Origin of the sequence: Actinomyces oris (assembly GCF_001937665.1) — a bacterium.
Lineage (GTDB): Bacteria > Actinomycetota > Actinomycetes > Actinomycetales > Actinomycetaceae > Actinomyces > Actinomyces stomatis.
Map to the genome: position 1 here is coordinate 186,352 of NZ_MSKL01000025.1, position 22,303 is coordinate 208,654.

Genomic DNA, 22,303 nt, shown 5'->3' on the forward strand with positions numbered 1-22,303 from the left:
CTGTGGGAATGGCATATCCGTCTGAGATGGCGGCTCGAGCCGGAGCTCGATCGCTCAGGGTTCAGTCGCGGGTCAGCTTCCGGTAGGTGACCCGGTGGGGGCGGGCCGCCTCGGGGCCGAGGCGCTCGACCTTGTTCTCCTCGTAGGAGGCGAAGTTCCCCTCGAACCAGTACCAGCTGGCCGGGTTCTCGTCAGTTCCCTCCCAGGCCAGGATGTGGGTGGCCACGCGGTCGAGGAACCAGCGGTCGTGGGTGATGACCACGGCGCAGCCGGGGAACTCCAGCAGGGCGTTCTCCAGGGACCCCAGGGTCTCGACATCGAGGTCGTTGGTGGGCTCATCCAGGAGGATGAGGTTGCCGCCCTGCTTGAGGGTCAGGGCCAGGTTGAGGCGGTTGCGCTCACCGCCGGAGAGCACGCCGGCCGGCTTCTGCTGGTCTGCTCCCTTGAAGCCGAAGGAGGCGACGTAGGCGCGCGAGGGCATCTCCACGTTGCCGACCTGAATGTAGTCCAGCCCGTCGGAGACGACCTCCCAGAGGGTCTTCTTGGGGTCGATACCGGCGCGGGACTGGTCGACGTAGGAGAGCTTGACGGTCTGGCCGATCTTGAGGTCTCCGCCGTCGAGCGGCTCCAGGCCCACGATGGTCTTGAACAGGGTGGACTTCCCAACGCCGTTGGGGCCGACGACCCCGACGATGCCGTTGCGCGGCAGGGTGAAGGAGAGCCCGTCGATGAGGGTGCGCCCGTCGAAGCCCTTGTTGAGGTTGGTGGCCTCCAGGACCTGGTTGCCCAGTCGGGGCCCCGGCGGGATCTGGATCTCCTCGAAGTCGAGCTTGCGGGTGCGCTCGGCCTCGGCGGCCATCTCCTCGTAGCGGGCCAGACGGGCCTTGGACTTGGCCTGGCGTCCCTTGGCCGAGGAGCGCACCCACTCGAGCTCCTCCTTGAGGCGCTTGGCGAGCTTGGCGTCCTTCTTGCCCTGGACCTCGAGGCGCTTCTCCTTGGTCTCCAGGTAGGTGGAGTAGTTGCCCTCGTAGGGGTAGAGGTGGCCGCGGTCAACCTCGGCGATCCACTGGGCGACGTGGTCGAGGAAGTAGCGGTCGTGGGTGACGGCGATGACGGCACCCTGGTAGCTGGCCAGGTGCTGCTCGAGCCAGAGAACTGACTCGGCGTCGAGGTGGTTGGTGGGCTCGTCCAGGAGAAGGAGGTCCGGGGCCTCGAGGAGCAGCTTGCACAGGGCGACGCGGCGGCGCTCACCACCGGAGAGGTTCTTGACCTCGGCGTCCGGCGGGGGGCAGCGCAGGGCGTCCATGGCCTGCTCCAGCTGGGAGTCGAGGTCCCAGGCGTTGGCGGCGTCCAGGGCGTCCTGGAGAGTACCCATCTCCGCCATGAGGGCGTCGAAGTCGGCGTCCGGGTCCGCCATGGCGGCGCTGATCTCGTTGTAGCGGTCCAGCTTGGACTTGATCTCGGCAACGCCCTCCTCGACGTTGCCCAGAACGGTCTTGTCCTCGTTGAGCGGGGGCTCCTGAAGGAGGATGCCGACGCTGTAGCCGGGAGTCAGGCGGGCCTCGCCGTTGGAGGGCTGGTCGATGCCGGCCATGATCTTGAGGATGGAGGACTTGCCGGCACCGTTGGGGCCGACCATGCCGATCTTGGCTCCGGGGAGGAAGGCCATGGTGACGTCGTCGAGGATGACCTTGTCGCCGTGGGCCTTGCGCGCCTTGATCATCTGGTAGATGTACTCAGCCACTGCTCGTATGCGCCTTTCGTCAGGGTGTGAGCGGAGGTTCTGCGCGACGACGGCGACCGACCGGTCCCCTCCGTGCGCACCGTGGCCAAGCCTAAGGGAGCCCTGGAGCAATGGCGACGACGGCGGAGGTGAGACGGTGCACGCGGATCCACGGCTCCCCGCTGAGGACGCTCATGTTCTCGGACCACTCGCCGGCGAACCGGGAGGAGACAGTGCCGCCTAAACCAGAAGCGCGTCAACGGCTGGACATCAATGTCCGAAAACGGCCGGACTCCTTCAGACCCCGATGCCATGCTTGGAACGTTTCTGAGGAGGATCATGCCGGATTTGGACAACGAATCGCTGTATAAGGCCCTGTTGGCCAAGGACACCCGATTCGACGGACGGTTCTTCGTTGGGGTCGCAACGACCGGTGTCTATTGCCGCCCAGTGTGCCGGGCGCGGAAACCGCTTGCGGTCAACTGCTCCTTCTACGCCACGGCAGCCGAGGCCGAACAGGCGGGTTTCCGCCCCTGCCTGCTGTGCCGGCCCGAGCTGGCACCCGGGTACGCCCCCGTGGACTCCTCAGCGTCACTAGCTCGCGCCGCAGCACGGTACATCGAGAGGAACTGTGGTGTTCAGGGAAGCCTGACGGACATCGCCCGTCATCTGGGCTGCTCCAACCGCCACCTGCGCCGTGTCTTCGAGGACGCTTATCACGTGCGTCCCGTGGAGTACCGCCAGACCTGCAGACTTCTGCTGGCCAAGAGTCTTCTGACCGACACGGACCTATCTGTGGTGGACGTGGCCTACTCCGCGGGGTTCGGCAGCCTGCGCCGCTTCAACGAGGTGTTCCGACGTCGCTACCGGCTGACGCCCACCGCTTTGCGCAGCCAAGCACGGCTCAACAGGGCCGACGGTGACACCGTCCAGCTCAGTCTGGGGTACCGTCCCCCATACCGTTGGGACCTCATGCTGAAGTTCCTGGCACGCAGAGCCATCCCCGGCGTCGAGAAGGTCGAAGACGATCGTTACGCCAGGACGATCCGCCTGCGCTCCTCAGGACGTGATCTCACCGGCTGGGTGGCCGTGGGCAACGACTCTGAGCACAATCGGCTGGCGGTAACCGTCTCCGCCTCACTGCTGTCCGCATTACCGGTGGTGCTGGACGGGATCAAGAATCTGTTCGATCTCCACTGCGAGCCCGATACCGTGGCTCGCGCACTCACAAGCATGGACGACTCCACGCTCGGACCATTCATCCCGGGCACACGTGTGCCGGGCTGCTTCGACGCCTTCGAAACCGCTGTCCTCGCGGTCCTGGGTCAGCAGGTCACGATCCAGGCGGCCAGGACACTGGCCGGTCGGCTCGTCCAGGCCCTCGGCTCACCCCTGGACACCGGAATCGACGGACTGACCACGACCTTCCCCATGGTTCAGGAGCTCCTCAACCTCGACGGTGCGATCGAGCAGCATCTAGGACCGCTCGGCATCATTGCTGCCCGGGCACGGGCTATTCACGGCCTGGCCGCGATGATGAGTTCTGGCATCATCGACGCCTCCTGCTGCCCCGACCCTGAAGCCGCAGTTACTCGGTTCATGGAGATCCCGGGCATTGGAGCCTGGACCGCCAATTATATCGCCATGCGCTGCCTGGCCTGGCCCGATGCATTCCTCGCCACCGACCTGGAGGTCAGAAAGGCGCTGGGAACCCCGCCCCCGGGGAAGATCCTCACCCTGGCTGAATGTTGGAAACCGTGGCGGGCCTACGCCGTCATGCACCTGTGGAACCGGGCAGAGGCAGAATCAGCGTCCGAACACGCCACCAAGAGCAAGAAGCGGAACGAGAAGAAGGAAGAGATGCACTACCTCAGCCATTACGAGTCACCCCTTGGCGCCATGACCATGGCCAGCGATGGCGAGCACCTCACGGGCCTGTGGTTCGACGGTCAGAAGTACGACCGCTCGACGATCGACGACGACGCGGTACTCCAGCCCCGTCTACCTGTTTTCACACAGACGGCCCAGTGGCTCGACGCATACTTCGGGGGTGCTGACCCGGGTTTCACTCCGCCGATCAGCATCGAGGGCTCCGACTTCAAAAAGACGGTCACCTCCATCATGCTGTCCATCCCCTTCGGCGCCACCAGCACCTATGCCCGCATCGCCGCCGACGTTGCGCGCCGCACCGGCCGGAAGCAGATGTCCGCCCAGGCCGTGGGTGGCGCGGTCGGGCGCAATCCGATCGTTCTCATCGTGCCGTGCCACCGTGTGCTCGCCTCCGACGGGAGCCTGCGCGGTTACGCGGGAGGGGTTGACCGCAAGGAACGGCTCCTGGAGATGGAGGGGGTCAACGTGTCCGGTCTGTTAACGCCGCCAGCCGCTGACGACGGCGGTGGAACACGAGAATGAGGAGACCGACCGCGACCCAGATCAAACCTTGGAGCACCCAGGTGATCGACCCAACGGGGAGATGCAACCGATCCGACAACAAGTCGTTCGCCACATGAAATCCCCCGTGCACGCCGATGGCCGCCCAGGTCGACCCGGAGATCGTTCGAACAATCAATGCTGTCACCGCAAATCCGCACGGTGGAGCGAGATACGTGAGGTGCTCGAGAAGATTCTGCTGACCTCCTTGGGACAAGAGATGAAGAACGGTGAATCCGAGAACGCTGGACACTGCTGCGAAACGCGCCTCACCCAATGAGGAGAAGAGCCAGCCTCTCCAAATCACCTCCTCAGGAATTCCCTGAAGAAGGAAGGCTATGGAGAAGGACTCGACGATCGCGAGCCACAGTGGACTCTGGGGTACCGACTGGTCGCCACCGGCAAACCCGAACACTTGAAGCATGCTGGCCACCACAAGGTCTACGACGAGCGCAGCCAGAATCATCCCTGCCAGCCAAAGCATCGCACGTCTGTCGATGCGCAGGCCCATACTGACATGCCGGCCTCGGTCAAGCGTGCGACCCAAGACATAACACAGGGTAAGAGCGACCACCACCGCCGCCCCATAGATCAGCAACACACACGCCCCCACCGCGAATGACTCCACGAGATCATCGGGATTCTCATGTGCGAGAGCAAAAGAGTGGATGACAGGAATCTGCTTCAGTAAAGGCGGAGCGAGCGCGCAGGCGAACATCATCACAAAGGCAATCACGATGCGCAGAACCTTGCCGCCCACAGTGAGGTGATGACCTTGATCCGATCGATCCCCACTGAGATCCGAGGACTCGAGAGACGAGAATGTTGATGATACTTCCACCGACCGAGGTTTTTCATGTGATGCGCTCATAAAATTCACGGTACGCCTCATATTTTGTGCCCTCAATCGAACCTTGAAGGAATCAGGGGCGCGTGGAAAAGAAATCAGGGATCCCTCCGGGGGATCCCTGACTCCGGTGACGCTTCTAATGAAGCGAGCCGCTCAGTCCTCTGCGGTCTCCTGCTGCTTGCGCCAGCGGATGCCGGCGTCGATGAAGCCGTCGATGTCGCCGTCGAACACCGAGTCGGGGTTACCGACCTCGAAGTTGGTCCGCAGGTCCTTGACCATCTGGTAGGGGTTGAGGACGTAGGAGCGCATCTGGTCCCCCCAGGAGGCCTTGACGTCCCCGGCGAGCTCCTTCTTCTTGGCGTCCTCCTCCTGCTGCTTGAGCAGAAGCAGGCGCGACTGGAGAACGCGCATGGCGGCGGCGCGGTTCTGGATCTGGGACTTCTCATCCTGCATGGAAACCACCAGCCCCGTGGGCAGGTGGGTGATGCGCACGGCGGAGTCGGTGGTGTTGACGCTCTGCCCGCCGGGTCCCGAGGAGCGGAAGACGTCGATGCGGATGTCGGTCTCGGGGATGTCGATGTGGTCGGTGGACTCGATGAGAGGGATGACCTCGACGGCGGCGAAGGAGGTCTGGCGGCGGCCCTGGTTGTCGAAGGGGCTGATGCGCACCAGGCGGTGCGTCCCGCCCTCGACACTCAGGGTCCCGTAGGCGTACGGGGCGTGAACCTCGAAGGTGACCGACTTCAGGCCCGCCTCCTCGGCGTAGGAGGTGTTGAGGACCTTGACGGAGTACTCGTGCCGCTCGGCCCAGCGGGTGTACATGCGCAGGAGCATCTCTGCGAAATCAGCTGCATCCACACCGCCGGCGCCCGAGCGGATGGTGACGACGGCGTCGCGCGGGTCGTACTCGCCGCTCAGCAGCGTGCGGATCTCCAGGTCGGAAAGGTCCTTGCTGATAGCTGACAGGTCGGCTTCGGCCTCGGCGAGGATCTCGGCGGCGTCCTCCCCCTCCTCTTCACCGGCGAGCTCGACCATCGCCTCGAGGTCCTCGATGCGCTCCCCCAGGCTCTCGACCCGCTTGAGGTCGGCCTGGGCGTGGGACAGCGCGGATGTGACCACCTGGGCGGAGTCGGGGTCGTCCCACAGGTCCGGGGCGGACGCCTGCTCGGAGAGCTCGGCAATGCGGGAGCGCAGGGCCTCGGGGTCGGTCACCGCGGCAATGGAGGCGTAGGTGTGTCGGAGTCGTTCGATCTCGGAGGAGAAGTCAGTGGCCACGGAGGGAAGTCTACGGCAGAACGTGCGAGGGGCGCCGTCAGGGCGGGCTCGGCCCGCTCAGACGGATCGACGACACCACCGTTGACCGTCACCCCAGCTCAATGCCCTGGGCCTGGGCGAGCAGAGCCTCGAGCACAGCGCGTGTCGCGGGACCCGGCTCGGTGCGGGTCGAACGGTGGCGCACCACCAGCTGACGCACGCCCAGCCCGGGGAGGCGCACCACGCTGACCTCATCGGGGACGAGTCCGGAGTAGACGGCCAGCTCGGGCAGGAGCGCGCACCCCAGGCCCTGACCGACCATGGCCAGGACGACGTCGTAGTCGTAGGCGACATGCCGCATCGTCAACGGCACCCCCAGCTGACGCTCCAGACGGTCCAGGGCGAAGGCGCCGGCGGTCTCCGGGGCCAGATCGATCCAGGTGGCACGCGCCAGGTCCGCCAAGGTCGAGGGGGCCGCCTGCTCAGCCGGCACGACGACGAGCCAGGACTCGTCCAGTAATGGAATGTCAGTCATGCCCCGAGGCGCCGCGGGAAGCGTGTGCTCGTCGCGCTCGATGAGGACCATGTCGAGCTCGCCCCGACGCAGCCGGGACAAGGCGTTGCGCTCCTCGACCTCCTCGACGATCACCTCCAGCTCCGGGCTGGTGGTCGCCAGGGAGCTCAGGAGCGGCAGAAGCAGCGCGCGGACGGCGGAGGCGAAGCCCCCGACACGCACCACGCCGGAGGGGATGGAGTCGTCCAGGTCCGCCAGCTCACGGCGCACGGTGGTCAGCTCGTCCTCGATGCGCTCGGCAGCGTCCGCCAGAACCTTCCCGGCCGCCGTGAGCACGGCTCCGGCGGGTGTGCGGTCCAGGACCCGGGCGCCGCACTCGCGTTCCAGGAGACGAATCTGCTGGGAGACGGCCGACGGCGTTATATGAAGGAAATCTGCCGCTGCGACGACCCCTCCGGCTCGGTGGACGGCCAATAGAACCGAGAGTCTCTGAGGCAATACCTGCATGAAGTAAATCTACATCCCTTATGCAGATAGATGTGATTGACCTTCATCCGGGGGTGTCTAAGAATCGTCCTCGTGAACGACGTGCTCTCCTCCCTCATCTCTATCGGCGGCTGGATCGGTGCCGCTGAGCTCCTCGTGGCCTACTTCTTGGTCTCCAAGGGCACGATCGCAGGCGATTCACTCAAGTACCAGGCCCTCAACATCACCGGCTCCGTGCTGCTGACGATCAACTGTGCGAGCTCCGGGGCCTGGCCCAGCGTCATCGCCAACGCCTTCTACCTCCTGGTGGGTCTCAACATCCTGTTCACGGTGAAGCGGGCCTACATCGCCCAGCTCTCGCGCCGGCAGAAGGAGGAGCTGTGGTCCCGGATGCACCCGCGCCGACGCTCCTCCGTGGTCTCAGCAGGCTTCGTCGAGCAGGCCTGAGGGCACAGGCCTCCTTCCCCACTTCACCTTCCACCTGCCCTTTTCGACGCAGTGAGCCCTGTGGGCTCACTGCGTCGTCGTCATCCGGGCCGAGCCAGTGGCGGTGATGGTGAAACCCTCTGCCGGAAGGATCCCCCAGGGCAGGAAGGGCGGCCGGGAACGAGCCTGCAGCGTCACCACAGCGGTCCGGCTGTCGGCGGCTCGGGCACTGATCATCGTGATCCCCTCCAACCTGGCGGCTGCCGGCTGGGCGGACAGGTCCTCGGCCGCCTTGCCTCTCACCCCCATGTCGGTAAGGGCTCCCGGTACGGTATCCGTGGCGCCGCCCCCGTAGTAGGGGTGTGCATCCATGCTGTCTGCTCCCGCGGCCGCGGCCGAGTCCGCCAGCGATGTGAGGGTTTTGAGGTCGAGGTAGACGGCGGTCGCCGAGGCAGCGACGAACAGCAGCGCGAGGACGACGCAGATGAGTCCGACTCCCAGAAGAAGCGTCTGCCCGTCCTCCTCGCGGCGTAACCGATGCACCAAGGCGCGGGCCCGCCGCTGAGCGGTTCTGGGGCCGGTCGCCCTGTTCACTGCTCCTCCTTGCCCGGCAGGGTGATGGAGCGCTCAGTGTCCACGACGACGACGTCGCGACCGATCCCCAGCGAGGCGAAGCCCGGAAGGTCCACACCGGCTGAGACCTTGACCGTCGCCGGCTGCCCCCGGGCGCAGCCGTGAGCACAGTTCACCGATAGGGAGCCGGAGGGATCGGCGTCGACGCCCTGATCGGACAGGGACAGCTGCATCGCCAACCGCGCGTTATCCATCGCGGAGGGCGAGTCATCGACCTCCAGGACCCGACTGGCGGCGTCAGCCGCCGAGGCGACGGCGAAGGTCGTGGCCTGGATCTGAGCGAGCGTGACCACCAGGTAGAGCACAGGCACCACCAGGACGGCACTCCACCCGATGAACTCGACGATCGCGTTGCCCTCCTCCCGGATCACGAGCCGCCGGAAGCTCCGGCCACCTGCCCTCAGGGCCTCTCGGCGCCGGCTGACAGGCTGCCCGGCTGTCACGAAGTCCGGGATCACCCTGGGCAACCGCGACACGGCACCGCGCCCGCGACGCCGTGAACCGGTCATGGACATCACCCGCACTCACTTCTCCCGAATCAAGGAGGACTCATCGACTGCGTGCCCGGTGGCCCTTAGCGTCCCTCCGGGTCCGAAGAGCCCCAGGACCGGAAAGGGAGCGGTCACCGTCACCTCGACGATCATCAGCTCACCCGAGGGGACCCGCGAGACGGTGACGGTGTCCACGTAGCCGCGCCTCAGGGCGGCGTCGGACAGAACCTGCACCCGTTGGCGCGCCTCGGCCTCCGTGCCCCCGACCAGAGCGGCTCGACGGGCGCCGTCGCCTGCGGCATCGGTGAGGACGTTGCGGGCGTAGACCCCCAGGACGACCTGGATGAGCGCCACGAACACGGTGATGACGAGCGCACCGACCATGACGAAATCAACGACGGCCGAGCCCGAGTCGTTCTGCGCGCTGAGGCGGTTGGGGACCAGCCGACGCGGTGCGCAACCGCCCCGCGGGAACGCGCCTCGGCGAGGGGCTCGTTCAGATCGCACCGGTCACCTTCGCAATGGCGTTGAGGAAGACCTCGGTCAACGCGCTGCCGGCCACCGTCCACAGTGCCACCACGAGACCGGCGGTCATGAGGGTCACCAGGACCCAGCCGGGGACGTCACCACGCTCATCGCGCAGATCGATCCGGGCCGCACCGGCGGCACGCCATGACCGGGAACCGTGTTGAGAAGGGCGAAACGAGGGAGGGATGAGGCGCTTCATGACTGCTCCTTGCTGTCGGGGGGGAATCTGAGCGAGAGGATGATGGATGGTCAGGTTCTGGAGGCGCAGGAGGGCGACAGTGACACTCACACCCCCAGCCTGAGGACGAACAGCCCCGGGAAGAGGGCGAAGACAACGGTGATGGGCAGGACGAGGAAGACCACGGGGACCATCTGGGCGATCTCACGTCTGCCGCCCTCCTCCATGAGGTCCTGGCGCGCCGCCTCACGCACATCGGTGGCCTGGGAACGCAGGACGTCCGCCAGTGGTGTACCGCGTTCAAGGGCCACGACGATCGCCTCGCACAGCCGGGTGACGTGGACAGAGCCGACTCGCCGCTCCATACGGTCCAGGGCGGTGGACAGGACCGTGCCGGACCGGATGTCGGTCAGAGTGGTGCCCAGCTCGTCGATGAGGTCTCCGTGGCCAAGAGCGACGATGCGCTCGATGGCCGGTACCGGGCCCTGGCCGGCCCCCACCGCCAGGGCGAGGAGCTCGACGACGTCGGGCAGCTGCGCCTCGATCCGTGACAGCCGCTTCGCCACTGCCCGGCTGAGCCACCAGTCACGCGCAGCGGCCCCGGCCACCGTCGCCATGAGGCACAGGAGAACGAGCCCGGGCACGTTGACGGCCCGGACCAGGGCCACCAGGCCTCCGGAGGCCAGGACGAGCAGGAGCGCCGTCGTCGACCACAGGACCTGCTGAAGCCGGAACTGGTCGACCCCCAGTGGTGAGCCCGACCGCGTCAGGCGCCGCCGGACCGAGTCGGCCGACGACCCCAGGGAGTCCATCAGCCTGCCGAGACTGAGAGCACCTGCCGTGGAGGTCATGAGCAGACCAACGACGGTGCTGCCGTCCGAGGCCGGCCCCGCCGGAGCGGTCAGGAGGCCGGAGGTCGTGGGCCGGCGGTGGACGTAGGGCTCCAGGCGGGCCATGAGTGTGGGCCGGCGCCGGCGGAGGGCTGAGATGACACTCAGGACGCCCACGGCCCCCACCAGCCCGGCGAGTCCTCCGGTGAGCATTGCGTTCATGGGGCTCATCGCAGTGTCCTCTCCTCCTCGGGGAGCCGTCCCAGGCGCAGCATGAGCCGGTAGGCGATGACCGATACGACGGCGCCGACCAGGAGAATGATGGCTCCGGCGGTAGTGGCATAGGCCGCCGCCGCTTGGGGCCGGGTGGACAGCAGCGCCAGGACCAGCCACGGGGCGGCGACCGCGACCTTGGCACCGTTGACGGTCCAGGACTGGCGCGCCTCGAGCTCCCCTCGGGTGCGCATGTCCTCACGCAGCATCTGCGACAGGGAGCGCAGCAGCGTCCCCAGGTCGGTGCCACCGACCTCATGAGCCAGGCGCAGAGCCTCAACGATCCGGTCGGCGACAGGGTCGGCGAAACGGGCCTTGAGCCGGTCCAGGGAGCTGTCGAAGCGGGCGGAGGCGGCGTAGTCGGCGGCGAAGGCCCGGAACTGGGGGCGGACGGCCTCCGGTCCGCGCTCGCCGAGGTTGGTCAGCGCCTCCGGCAGGCTCATGCCCGCGCGAACGCCGGAGACGAGGGTGTCGACAGCCTCGGGCCACACCTCGCGCAGTCGGGTACGGCGGTTACGCGCTCGCGAGGAGATGATGAGGAAGGGGATGGACGTGAAGATGGCGGCGAAGGCGAGGGCCACCGGCCAGGCCCGAGACATTCCCAGAAAGACCAGGCCGATGAGCAGCCCAAGACCGATCGAGCCCAGGACGAACATCGTGGGGCTGGTGCGGCCGGCGCCGGCCTGGACCAGGATGTCGGCCAGGAGACGGGAGCGCCTCGACCGCCACTGGGGCGGGTCGGAGGTGCAGGCCATCCAGATGAGGAGCATCCCGACTCCGGCCAGGAGCCCGGCGACGGCGCCCATCAGTAGGCCTCCTGGGCATTGGCGGGGCGGGCGTTGAGCAAGGCGGTCAGGTCATGACCGGCCCGGTTGAAGCGCTCGGCGGCGTCGGGCGCTCCGGCTCCCCGTACGAGGTTGCCGGCGGGGTCGCGGTGGAAGACGTTGGAGAGCTCGATGATGCCGTTCTCGACCCGACCGGACAGGGCCGCGACCTCTCGGACGGTGCGGCGCCCGCTGCGATCCAGGTCGAGGTGGACGACCAGGTCGATGGCGCTGGCGACGGTGGGGACCACGAAGTCGCTCGAGACGTTCTCCCCCGCTAGCAGCGGGAGCGTACAGATCTTGATGACGGCCTCCCGAGCAGAGTTGGCGTGGATGGTGCACATCGAAGGAAGACCGGAGTTCATGGCGATGAGCAGATCAAGAGCCTCGGCCTCACGGACCTCTCCGATGAGGAGTCGGTCGGGACGCATGCGCAGGGCCTCCTTGACCAGGCGCCGCAGACTGATCTCTCCGACACCCTCGAGGTTGGGCGGCCGGGTCTGCATCGCCACGCAGTCCCGGTTGCGCAGAGCGAGCTCGAAGACCTCCTCGCAGGAGATGACCCGCTGCGCGCCCGGGATCGCTCCGGCCAGCGCCCTCACCATCGTGGTCTTGCCGGCCTGGGTGGCACCCGAGACCAGGATGTTGAGGCCGGCCTGTACGGAGGCGTCCAGGAAGGCGGCGACCTGGCTGGTCAGAGACCCCATGCGTACGAGGTCGCTGGTGCGTGAGGCACGGGAGGTGTGCTTGCGAATGTTGACCGCCCAGTGCTGGGAGGTGATGGGCGGGATGACGACGTGCAGCCGCTGTCCCCCGGCGAGCTGGGCGTCGACGAAGGGGCTGGACAGGTCCAGGCGGCGCCCGGAGGCCCGCAGCATCCGCTCGACCAGAACAGTGAGGTCCTCGCTCTCCAGGATCGTGGTGGTCAGCTCGGGGCGTCCGGAGCGGGCGACGAACACGCGGCCGGGGGCATTGACCCAGATCTCCTCAATGGACTCGTCATCGAGGTAGCTCTGGAGCGGTCCCAGCCCCGCCATGGAGTCCAGCACGTGGGAGCGCGCCCCCGGAGGATCGATGAGCGGCGGGACGAGTCCGGCGTCGGAACGGCGCAGATAGTCCTCCTCGGCCTCGGTGATGAGCTGCTCGAGGTCGGAGGCGTCCTTGAGGGGGTCGATGCCGCGAGCGCGCACCAGCTCGCGAATCTCCGTCAGGAGAAGATCGGCAGCGTCCATGATGCCTCTCAGCGTGGATGTTGGGTGAAGGGATGAGTCAGGATGAGCGAGGACCGACCAGGGGTTCTGCGTTGAACCGTGACACACCGGCCGGTCGGTGACCAGTGTCACGGATAAACTTTAGGGCACCTGGTCGCTCCATGGCCACCACCTCCGCAGAACCTGTGGATAACTTCGACCTCATGGCGTATTCCTCAAGCCGCCTCCCACGGCCGCGGACGTTTGCCGCCAGCGGACGGGCGCGGCTGTCCTGCGAGATATAGGACCTGTCGCCTACGGTTGGACCATGTCACAGCCTCCGCAGTCCCCGGACGCCCCCGGCACCACTGATGTCGACGGCGGTATCGACAGCCTCACCGACGAGGCGACCTCCGACGTCGAGCGTGCTGCGGCTCAAGCTGCCGACGACCGCAGTGAGCACAGCGGTCCCCCCGATGACCAGGACGCCGGCTATGACGACGACTATCGCGCCCCCGTCGTCGTCGCTCCGCTGCCCGGGGCGTCATCCGGCCCTGCGCGGGGCGGCCAGCGGGCCTCGGCGCCCCAGGTCGCCGAGGCTCCCCGCCCCCATCACTCCGCGCTGTCCCTGGCCGCGATGGCGAGCGTCGCCGTCGGCGGCCTCAACCCGACTCGGCTGGCGCTTCCGCAGTCCGAGACCCCCGAGCGGCACATCATCGGCGTCATCGACACCCAGGGCCGGCACTGGGAGGTCCATGAGGCCCGTACCGATGCCGTAGGCGCCTCCTTGGAGGCCGAGGCCGAGGTGCTGCGCCGCATCGGCCGGGTCGTCGACGACGGACGGCTCTCCTTCGATGTTCCTCGCGTCGCCGGGTCCCTGCGGCAGAAGGACGCCCATATCCAGGTCCGCTCCCATGTGGAGGGCAAGCCGATCCCGGTGGAGACGCTTCGACCGGGGCCGGGGATGTCGGCGGGCCTGGGCAAGGCGCTCGGTGAGATCCACGAGCTGGCCATGACGGTGATCTCCGAGGCGGGCATGCCGGTCTACGACGCCGAGGAGGTGCGTCGGCGCTGGCTGAGCCTGCTGGACGACACCGCCGCAACGGGCAGGACCCCGCCAGCGCTGCTGGGGCGCTGGGAGCAGGCGCTGGAGGACACCGCCCTGTGGCGCTTCCGCCCCACCGTGGTCCACGGCGACCTCGCCGAGGAGAACGTCCTGGTGGCCGGCGGCACGGTGGTCGCCGTGCGGGGCTGGTCCCAGGCGCATGTGGGAGACCCGGCCGAGGACCTGGCCTGGGTGTACTCCTCGGCACCGGTGGACTGCCTGGACTCCATTGAGGATGCCTACGACATCGCCCGCTCCGAGGGCGTCGACCGGCACCTGCGTGAGCGGGCCGAGCTGGTCAGCGAGCTCAGCCTGGCGCGCTGGCTGCTGCACGGAGTGAGAACCGGGGACAAGCCGGTCATCAACGACGCGGTCGCGATGCTGGAGGACCTGGCCGCCCAGGTGGGCGACGCCCCGCTGGTGGAGCCGGCCACACCCCGACTGGCGCCGGTACCCGGGGTCCGCGAACCCGCTGAGCCCGACGCCGTCACCAACCCGGTGGCCATGGTGCGCGTCGACGACGAGGACGACTGACGCCGCGTCGGCGCCTCGCCCGGGATCAGGTCAGCGGGTTGTGGCTCATGAGTGCCAGGAAGGCGATGGCCCACACCAGGTTGACGATGTTGAACAGGGCCCCGTCCAGCAGTGGCTTGCCGGGATAGGGCAGGCGGGTGAGGGCGTACCACGGGAGGGCCTGCACCGGTGGGGTCAGGAGCAGCGACCATCGAGGGAAGGCGGTGGCTCCTGAGCCCAGAGCAATGCAGACGAGGAGCCAGCCCAGCGCCGTCAGCCCGATGGCGGGGCCCCAGGCTTGCATGAGGAAGCGGTAGAGCCTGCGCGCGTGCTCCAGGGCGGCGGGGTCGGGCCCTTCGCTGTCCTCCTTCCCGCTGCTCACCGCCCTGGCGGCTACGTACGCCTGATGGGCGGTGTGGGCGCGCTCCGAGGCCAGAGCGAGCGGGTAGAAGGAGGCGTGGGCCAGGGGCGAGAGGCTGAACCCGACGCCGAGCAGCACCGCGCCCGCCACCCCCACCGGCGATCCGCGCAACAGCGCCCAGTGCGCATAGAGACCGGCGAGCATGAGCGGGATGGAGTAGTTGGCGACCAGCGCGCCCCATCGCAGGCGAGGCTCGTTGACGCGCGTGTAGAAGGCGTAGGCGTCGTCTCCCATGAGGTCGATGAACTCGCCGTGCTCGTGCCGGTCAGGCCGACGGAATCCGACGATGAGCGCGTCGCCGAGGATCCAGCACAGGGCGCTGATGAGGAAGGCGACAATCGACCAGGTCACCAGCATGTGGGTTCTCCTTGCGGCGTCGGGTGCGAAGAGTCGGTGCGCCGGGCCAGGACCGGCCGTGCCTCTGGTCGAACGGCCGAGCCCGGGCGGCCCTGAGGCTGACGTTAGCCTTGCTGCTCGGGTGCGGGAAGAGGTGTCATCTCGTCGGGTGGGGAGCCCGGTGTCAGAGCTGACTCGATCTGGTCGAGGTCGAGCAGGCCCGCGGCGGTGAGCTCATCGACGCGCCCTCCGGGATAGTCGACGTACACGTAGGCGGCGCGTACCGAGCCGGTGGGCACGCCCTGGGAGGCCGCCCAGGCATGGACGTAGACGCTGAGCTGGTCCACCGGCACCTGGCGTCGCCCGGTCTTCCAGTCGACGATGAGCCACCCGGCCCCGTCCGAACTGTGGAAGACGGCGTCCATGCGGCAGCGCAGGGTGGTGGCACCGATGGTGATCTCCCGGTCCGTCTCGGTCTCGGCCAAGACGTAACCCTCCAGGAGCGGCAGGTTCTCGGCGGTGTCCAGCCAGCGCTCGATGCGGTCCCGGTCCTGGGGCCCGAGGCTGTCGGGGACGCCCGCCTGTACCAGACCGAACAGGGTGCCGCGTGCGCTCAGGCGTTGGGCGACGGCGTCGTGGAAGACGGTTCCGAGCCGTCCGGCGGCGCGGGGCTCAGGTGGAAGCGGACGTCGCAGGTCGAGCGCGAACTTCCGGCGGTCGGCGCGCAGGTCGTCCAGGCGGGTGGCGGCCAGGTGCTCGGGCAGACGGACAGCAGGTCCGCTGCTCAGGGCCCGGGAGCGCTCGGCCAGGAGGAGTCCCGCCTCGAGTCTCCACCGCTGCATCGTCTCGTCCTCGGAATCCGCCTGCACAGGTGCCTCCTCGGCAGGGCTGGTTCCGCTCATGGCCGCGGCGACCTGGACGGCGGCCGCGTACCGGGCCCGGCGCGCAGCGGCGACCCGGTCTGCGATCGGTGCGTCCTCTCCCCCGGTTTCCGGGGCCCGGCTGCCCGGCGCCTCCGCTTCGGTGGCGTCGAGGGGCCAGGTGCCCACCTGGGTCAGTGCGGTCAGTGGGTTGGGGCGGGACTCATCGAAGTCGACCCAGCCGTCCGCGTAGGGAAGGAGGAGGTCGCGTCGCTGGAGCTCGGTGAGGAAGCGTGAGGGCCGGCGGGGCTTGGAGGCGGTCTTGGACAGGTGGGAGCCGGTCAGGAGGAGCTCGTGGCGGGCCCGGGTGAAGGCGACATAGGCAAGGCGGCGCTCCTCGCGCAGGCTCTGGCGCCCGAGGGCCTCCTTGTAGGCGGTCATCGTCTCGGTCAGGAGGGGCTTGTCCGTGACAGCCGGGTCGAGGCCCCCGACGGTGAAAGGGGGCAGGTCACCGGCGTCGGCCCGCAGTGGGAAGGGGAAGGTTGAGGTGCTGCCCATCCAGCCGGTCTCCGCGACACGAAGATCGTCCTTGACGGCGCTGGTGTAGGAGGGGAAGACCTGCTCGTCCATGCCGGGGACGGCGATGACATCCCACTCCAGGCCCTTGGCGGCGTGGACGGTGAGGAGCTGGACCGCCCCGGGCGAGGGCTCGACCTCGGGGGCGCTCATGGCGTCCTCGTGCTCCTCGGCGGCGTCGAGCCAGTCCAGGAAGCCGGTGAGTGTGGGGGCGTCGGTGTCCGTGGCGAAGGCGCGGGCCGTCTCGTGGAAGGAGTCGAGGGCTCGGTGGCCCATCGGGTGGCCGACCCGGGCGGCGATCTCGATGTCGAGGTCGAGTGCCTGCTCGGCCAGGGCCACGAGGTCTGGCAGAGGCAGGGAGACGGCCTCCCGGATGCGTCGGATCGCCCGGGCGGTGCGCAACGCGACGGCCCGCCCGGCCTCGGTCAGGTCCCGGGTCGCCGCAGCCTCTTCCTGCGCACCTTCCTCATCCCATCGCAGCAGGGTGTCCAGGGCCTCGCTGAGCAGCGGGGAGTCGGCCTCGACCTGGTCGCCGTGAGCCCCCGGTCCCTCCTGGCCGCCTTCGGGCGCGGGACGGGTGAGCTCGCGGGCCAGCGTTGCCAGGGCGCGCAGGTCGCTGGCGCCGATACCGAAACCGGTCAGCAGCCTGACCGCCCGGTCCCCGCGCTCCGGGTCCGAGGCCACGGTCAGCAGGGCGCGGACGTCGGCGACCTCGGGGACGTAGAGCATCCCCCCCAGGCCGACGATCGTGTAGGGCAGGCCTGCCTCCTCCAGCTCGGCGGCGATGGGATCCATCTGCGCCCGGGTGCGGCACAGGACGGCCATCTCGGCACTGGGAGACCAGCGCTCGGAGAGGAAGGCGACGACCGTGCGGGCCTCCTCGGCGGGGTCCTGGAGGAATGCCCCGTGCACCGCCCCGGGCTCCAGGCCGAAGGCTGCGGGGCGGGCCCGCAAGGGGGCCACGGTGATGTGCTCGCCCACCGGGTCCCCGTCCTCGACGACGCCGGAGCGCAGGGGCCCGGAGACGACGTTGGCGACGTCCAGGATGGTGGAGTCGTTGCGCCAGGAGGTCGACAGCTCCAGGACGGGGGTGGCGTCGGCCGGTGACGCCCCAGAGTCGAGGCGCGCGGTGCCGGTGGGGTTGAAGCGCTGGTGGAAGGTGTCCAGCGCTCCGGCACTCGCTCCTCGCCACCCGTAGATGGCCTGGTGGGGGTCGCCGACGGCAGTCACCCCGGAGTCGGCGAAGAGGGCGGACAGGAGCCGGACCTGGGCCACCGAGGTGTCCTGGAACTCGTCGAGCAGGACCGCGGGGTACTGGGCCCGCACCTGGGCGGCGGCTTCGGGGACGGACTCGGCGATGGTGCAGGCCAGGGCGATATGGTCACCGAAGTCGAGCAGGCCGTGGCGACGTTTGTGCTCATGCAGCTCGGCGACGACGTCGAGCAGGGCCTCCCACTCGGCCATGACGGCGGGAGCCTTGCCGATCAGGGTCTTGCAGCCCTTGATGGCGGCCAGGGCGGTGAACTGCTCGGTCAGGTCGGCCAGGTCCTTGGCGGCGTCCTCAATGGTCAGCAGGTTCTGGCTCAGGGCGTCGCCCAGGACCAGGGTGGCGCTCGCGTTGTGGCTGAGGCTCTCGTTGGGCAGCGGGAGTGTGCGCGCCTCGAGCAGGGAGGCGACGATCTGCCAGGAGCGGGCCTGGGTGATGAGGGTCGAGTCGGGGTCCACGCCGATGCGCAGACCGTGGTCGCGCACCAGGGTGCCGGCGAAGGAGTTGTAGGTGGCGATCATCGGCTCGCCGACGTCGGTGGCGTCAGCGGCGCCGCCCGCTCCGCTGTCATCATCCGGCGCGGTGGATGGGAGCAGGCCGGCCGCGCTGAGCCCGGCCAGGCGGGAGGCGACGCGCTGGTCGAGCTCGGCGGTGGCCTTGCGGGTGAAGGTCAGTCCGAGGATCTGGTCGGGGCGGACCTGCCCGGTGGCGACCAGGTGGACGACCCGCTGGGCCATGGTGGCGGTCTTGCCCGAGCCGGCTCCGGCGACCACCAGGAGGGGGCTGAGCCGGTGGGCGATGACGCGCGCCTGCTCCTGGGTGGGCGTGTGGATGCCGAGCGCTGCCGCCAAGGCCTGCGGGGTGAGCTCGCGCGAGCCAGTGGTGGGGGTCATGAGACGACTCTCCTTCCCTCGACCTGGACGGGGCAGGAGTCCTTGACCCTGCAGGTACGGCAGTGCTCACCGGTGCGGGCCTCGATCACGGGGCCCACTCCGGCCACGGCTGCTGAGGCCACGAGGTCCTCGGCCCAGTACTCCTCACGGCTCCGGGCAGCACCGTTCGCTTCACTGTCCCCCACCTTCTCCGTGGGCTCGTCCGTGGCTTCGGTGGTTGCGGGGCTGGGGTCGAGGGCGGCGCCCGGCGGAGCCAGGACGTAGCCGTCTCCTGAACGTTTGGAGGGCTCCTTGCCCAGGAGCACGAGGGCTCCGCCGACGACGTCGAGACCTTGCGCGCTCAGGGCCAACCGGTAGGTGGCCAGCTGGGGGTGGCGCTGGACGTCCTTGGGGACGCGCTGCCCGGTCTTGAGGTCGATGACGCGCACTGTGCCGTTCCGGCCGATACCGGCGGGGTCGTCCGGGTCGTCTCCCGTGCGGCCGCCGGGGCGCTCGAGACGGTCGATACGCCCGGAGATCCTGACCGGGACGGCGTCACCCCCTTCCACCGGCATGCGGAGGCCGGCCAACTCGCGGACCTCCGGGCTGAGGACGCGCAGGGGGATGTCCACGTCGGCACGGACGGGCTGCTCGACGTCGGCACGCACGCCCAGGGCGTCGCAGTCACTCAGGTAGGCGTCGAGGCGCTCGATCATGGCACGAGCACGGTCTGTGGCCAGACCCCCCTGCCACGTGGCGGGGTAGCCCAGGTCGGTCAGGCGTTCCTCGAAGGCCTCTCGCAGAGCGGGACCGCGCAGGTGCTCGCTCTCCGCCCGTTCGGCGATCTCGTGGACGAGGCTGCCCAGGGCCTGGGCGTCGCTGGCGGGCGCCGATCCGCCGTTGCGGGTCAGGAACCACTTGAGCGGGCAGGCGGCCAGACCCTCGACGTCGGAGGGGCTGACCCGTATCCGTTCCCCCTGGGCGACGAGGGGGGTGTGGGAGGTGGGGCCGGCCGCGCCGATCCAGGTGGCGGGATCGGCACCGGATACGCCTTGGCGGGCGAGGTCGGCCAGCAGGTCGACAGCGACCCGGCCGCGCCGGCGTTCGGTGTCGGTGGCCCCCTCGAGGTTCCCGCAGATGGCGGCGTGGCGCAGCTCCCCCACCAGGCCGCGCAGGGTGAGGTCCCCGGTGTCGGGGCTCAGGAGGGGGGCTCCGTCGGCGTCGGTCAGGGAGATCCCGGCACTGTGGGCGATCTCGGTCAGGAAGGGCGAGGGGGCGTGCTCGGCGTCGGCGGTGGCCGTCAGTAGGAGGCGCCTGGTGGCGCGGGACAGGGCCATGATGAGCATGCGGCGCTCGTCGGCGCGCACCTGTGCCCGGGCGGCGGCGATGGCGCCGCTGCCGCCGGTCCCGTCCCCCGGGGCGTTGGTGCCTGCTGTCAGGCGTCCGGTGACGGCGTCGACGAGGAGGCCGGTGCGGGTCAGGGAGTCCCTCAGGCGCAGGTCGGGCCAGCGGTCCCGTTCCAGCCCGGCGACCACGACGAGCTCCCACTCCTGGCCCGCGCAACGCGCCGGGGTCATGACGGCGACGCCCTCCGGGCGCCGGCCCTGGGGGGCGACGGAGTCCGAGGGCAGGACCTCGGCGTCGAGCTCGGCCAGGAAGCTGGAGGCGTCCTGGCCCGGATGGCGCTCGGCCCAGACCTCGGCCCGTTTGAACAGGGCCGTCACGACGTCGAGGTCGTGCTCGGCGGCCTCGGACAGGAGTGATCGCACGGAGCTTGCGGAGGGCAGCAGGGCGGTGGCCCGCCAGGCCTCGGCCCGGTCAGAGGCGTTCCAGGCGGCCCAGAGCAGGGCCTCGACATCGCGAGGGGCGTCTGCAGGCGTTTCCCCGGTGGCAGTGCGCAGAGCCGCAATGATCCGGGCCGCGGTGAGGAGCCGGTCCGCCTGGGTACTCAGCGGCTCCCCGTCGAGGGACCGGGCGAAGGCGGATGCCTGCTCGGTGTCGGCCAGCAGGGTCAGGAGGGCGGCGTCGGCACCGGTTCGAGTCCCGGTCCCGACGGTGGGCTCGGCACGGGCGCTGAGCTCGCCGGTCTCGGTCCCGCTGACGCGGGTAGCTGTGGCCTCCGGGTCCTGGCGCAGTCTGCGGCGCAGTCGGCGCAGGTCCATGGTGGTCAGCCCCACCAGGGGGCTGGCGAGGAGGTTGAGGGCGGCGTCACGCTGAGGCGGTTCACCGTGCCCACCCAGCTGGTCGCGGATGGCGGCACGCACGATGTCCAGGAGCGCAGCCGCGGCCGGTTCCGCGCGCAGCAGTACCGCGGGCGTACGGGAGGCCAGGGGCACACCTCGTCTGCGCAGATCCCTGGCGAGTGTCTCGGCGTCGGCGGCGCTGCGAACGATGACCGCCATCTGAGACCAAGCGGTGCCGTGGTGGACGTGCTCGAGCCTGAGTGCCCGGGCGACGTGGGCATGTTCCTGCCAGGTGGAGGAGGCCAGGATCACCTCGACGCCGGCTGCTGCCGCCGGGCGCTCGTCACCGGTCGCATCGGAGGAAGGCCTCGCCGCGGATCGGGAGGCCGGAGTCGTCTGCCGGTGGGCCGTCGTGCCGGTCACCGGGACCCGGGCGCTCTGGTCGGCGACCACCGCCGTGATGGCCGGGTTGCCTCGGTAGCAGGTGGTCAGCCGCAGGCGGGTGGCTCCGAGCCCTGAGCGGTCCTCGGCCTCAATGAGCAGGCTGGGGGTGCCGCCGCGGAAGGTCTCCACCGCGACGTCGGGGTCTCCCAGCACCACGATCTGCGCCCGACGCCCATCGGGATCCGGGGTGGCCAGGGCCGTCAGGAGCCTGGCGGTGGCGGCCGTGCAGTCCTGATAGTCGTCCACGAGGACGAGGTCCGGGACGGGGCGAGGGGCCGTGACGGCGTCGGAGTCCCAGGAGCTCAGGGCTTCCACGGCTCGGTCCTGGAGACGAGCCGTGTCCATCTTGCGGGTCTGGGCCCTGCGCTCAGCGCTGGCCCGGCCCTGCGCGTCCCAGGTGCGCAGGAGCTGGGACGAGGGCCCCCAGATGGGGACATCGAGCCGGCGTCCCAGGTCGGCCAGCTCGTCGGCATTGACGCCGAGCTCTCCGGCGCGCGCCAGGAGGTTGCGCAGCTCGGAGCGGAATGCCCGCGACCCGGTTGCCTCGGTGGGCAGCCCCGGCCAGGTGACGGTACTGATCATCGAGGCCAGGGCGGAGTCCTCCTCCGCCCCGGCCAGAAGAACCGGGGGCGGCAGCGGGTCTGGCCGCATGGTCAAGGAGGTGGTCAGGATCGTCAGGGCGAGGGCCGCGGGAGTGCGCACTCGTACGACGCCGTCGCCATGGCCCTCACGCAGCAGGTGGGCTGCTCGGCCACGCAGCCAGTCGGCCCGCGCACGGGTGGGGGCGAGCAGGACGGCATCCCGGCCGCCGGCGACCGCCTCAGCCAACAGCCGGAGGGCCAGAGAGGTCTTACCCGTCCCGGGAGCCCCCAGGACGACGACGTTGGAGCCCTCGGCCACGCGATCCAGGACCCGTTGCCCATCGGCGTCGGCGGCGGGCAGCTCGGCCACCTCGGTGGGCGGAAGGAGACGGACGGGATCCTGGGGCATGGGACCATCTCACCACGGGCCGCTGACAGGAACGCGCACCGTTAACGGATCGTCACCGGTTGCGGACCCAGAACCCAGGAGAACCGACGACTCATGTTCCGCGTGG

General features: G+C 69.2%; 17 protein-coding genes. 3 read left to right on the top strand and 14 right to left on the bottom strand.

What is annotated here, in order from left to right:
• Positions 1-61 precede the first annotated feature (61 nt).
• Positions 62-1,744 carry an energy-dependent translational throttle protein EttA gene (ettA, locus tag BKH28_RS10210; protein WP_075418693.1) on the bottom strand — a complete coding sequence of 561 codons (1,683 nt, stop codon included), beginning with the start codon at positions 1,742-1,744 and terminating at the stop codon, positions 62-64.
• 318 nt (positions 1,745-2,062) lie between these two features.
• Here ettA and BKH28_RS10215 point away from each other — a divergent pair, with 318 nt between their 5' ends.
• Positions 2,063-4,135 carry a methylated-DNA--[protein]-cysteine S-methyltransferase gene (locus BKH28_RS10215; RefSeq protein WP_256695743.1) on the top strand — a complete coding sequence of 691 codons (2,073 nt, stop codon included), beginning with the start codon at positions 2,063-2,065 and terminating at the stop codon, positions 4,133-4,135.
• Here BKH28_RS10215 and BKH28_RS10220 read toward each other — a convergent pair.
• The 3 genes from BKH28_RS10220 to BKH28_RS10230 form a co-directional block, all read right to left on the bottom strand.
• A complete protein-coding gene (locus tag BKH28_RS10220) occupies positions 4,074-4,913 on the bottom strand; it encodes a CPBP family intramembrane glutamic endopeptidase (protein WP_075418695.1) in 840 nt (279 codons plus the stop codon). The two genes, BKH28_RS10215 and BKH28_RS10220, sit on opposite strands and share 62 nt — an antisense overlap.
• Before the next feature lie 243 nt (positions 4,914-5,156).
• Positions 5,157-6,278: a peptide chain release factor 2 gene (gene prfB / locus BKH28_RS10225; RefSeq protein ID WP_075418696.1), complete on the bottom strand. Its 1,122-nt coding sequence runs from the start codon at positions 6,276-6,278 to the stop codon at positions 5,157-5,159.
• An 88-nt stretch (positions 6,279-6,366) separates the two neighbouring features.
• Positions 6,367-7,278 carry a LysR family transcriptional regulator gene (locus tag BKH28_RS10230; RefSeq protein ID WP_075418697.1) on the bottom strand — a complete coding sequence of 304 codons (912 nt, stop codon included), beginning with the start codon at positions 7,276-7,278 and terminating at the stop codon, positions 6,367-6,369.
• Between the two features lie 72 nt (positions 7,279-7,350).
• Here BKH28_RS10230 and BKH28_RS10235 point away from each other — a divergent pair, with 72 nt between their 5' ends.
• Positions 7,351-7,704 carry a CBU_0592 family membrane protein gene (locus BKH28_RS10235; RefSeq protein ID WP_075418698.1) on the top strand — a complete coding sequence of 118 codons (354 nt, stop codon included), beginning with the start codon at positions 7,351-7,353 and terminating at the stop codon, positions 7,702-7,704.
• Between the two features lie 66 nt (positions 7,705-7,770).
• Here BKH28_RS10235 and BKH28_RS10240 read toward each other — a convergent pair whose 3' ends face one another.
• The 7 genes from BKH28_RS10240 to BKH28_RS10270 form a co-directional block, all read right to left on the bottom strand.
• A complete protein-coding gene (locus BKH28_RS10240) occupies positions 7,771-8,277 on the bottom strand; it encodes a glycosyltransferase (protein ID WP_075418699.1) in 507 nt (168 codons plus the stop codon).
• Positions 8,274-8,687, bottom strand: a complete 414-nt coding sequence (locus tag BKH28_RS10245) for a hypothetical protein (RefSeq protein WP_075418700.1) — start codon at positions 8,685-8,687, stop codon at positions 8,274-8,276. The genes BKH28_RS10240 and BKH28_RS10245 overlap by 4 nt, the downstream gene beginning before the upstream one ends.
• A gap of 153 nt (positions 8,688-8,840) precedes the next feature.
• Complete coding sequence (locus BKH28_RS10250; RefSeq protein ID WP_075418701.1) at positions 8,841-9,314, bottom strand: TadE/TadG family type IV pilus assembly protein; 474 nt, start codon at positions 9,312-9,314, stop codon at positions 8,841-8,843.
• Positions 9,304-9,534, bottom strand: a complete 231-nt coding sequence (locus BKH28_RS10255; protein ID WP_075418702.1) for a hypothetical protein — start codon at positions 9,532-9,534, stop codon at positions 9,304-9,306. Before BKH28_RS10255 ends, BKH28_RS10250 begins: the two co-directional genes overlap by 11 nt.
• 86 nt (positions 9,535-9,620) lie before the next feature.
• Complete coding sequence (locus tag BKH28_RS10260; RefSeq protein WP_075418703.1) at positions 9,621-10,574, bottom strand: type II secretion system F family protein; 954 nt, start codon at positions 10,572-10,574, stop codon at positions 9,621-9,623.
• Entirely contained in the window at positions 10,571-11,422 is an 852-nt protein-coding gene (locus BKH28_RS10265) for a type II secretion system F family protein (protein WP_075418704.1), read from the bottom strand. Before BKH28_RS10265 ends, BKH28_RS10260 begins: the two co-directional genes overlap by 4 nt.
• Positions 11,422-12,672 carry a CpaF family protein gene (locus BKH28_RS10270; protein WP_075418705.1) on the bottom strand — a complete coding sequence of 417 codons (1,251 nt, stop codon included), beginning with the start codon at positions 12,670-12,672 and terminating at the stop codon, positions 11,422-11,424. Before BKH28_RS10270 ends, BKH28_RS10265 begins: the two co-directional genes overlap by 1 nt.
• A gap of 286 nt (positions 12,673-12,958) precedes the next feature.
• Here BKH28_RS10270 and BKH28_RS10275 point away from each other — a divergent pair, with 286 nt between their 5' ends.
• Positions 12,959-14,269, top strand: a complete 1,311-nt coding sequence (locus tag BKH28_RS10275) for a phosphotransferase (RefSeq protein ID WP_075418706.1) — start codon at positions 12,959-12,961, stop codon at positions 14,267-14,269.
• A gap of 25 nt (positions 14,270-14,294) precedes the next feature.
• Here BKH28_RS10275 and BKH28_RS10280 read toward each other — a convergent pair whose 3' ends face one another.
• The 3 genes from BKH28_RS10280 to BKH28_RS10290 form a co-directional block, all read right to left on the bottom strand.
• On the bottom strand, positions 14,295-15,026 hold the full coding sequence (locus tag BKH28_RS10280; protein WP_075418707.1) for a hypothetical protein: 732 nt from the start codon (positions 15,024-15,026) through the stop codon (positions 14,295-14,297).
• A 104-nt stretch (positions 15,027-15,130) separates the two neighbouring features.
• Positions 15,131-18,601 (bottom strand): ATP-dependent DNA helicase, encoded by a 3,471-nt coding sequence (locus BKH28_RS10285; RefSeq protein ID WP_075418708.1) that lies wholly within the window; start codon positions 18,599-18,601, stop codon positions 15,131-15,133.
• Positions 18,598-22,197, bottom strand: coding sequence for a UrvD/REP family ATP-dependent DNA helicase (locus tag BKH28_RS10290; RefSeq protein ID WP_075418709.1), 3,600 nt, complete (start codon positions 22,195-22,197; stop codon positions 18,598-18,600). The genes BKH28_RS10285 and BKH28_RS10290 overlap by 4 nt, the downstream gene beginning before the upstream one ends.
• Positions 22,198-22,303: the final 106 nt, after the last annotated feature.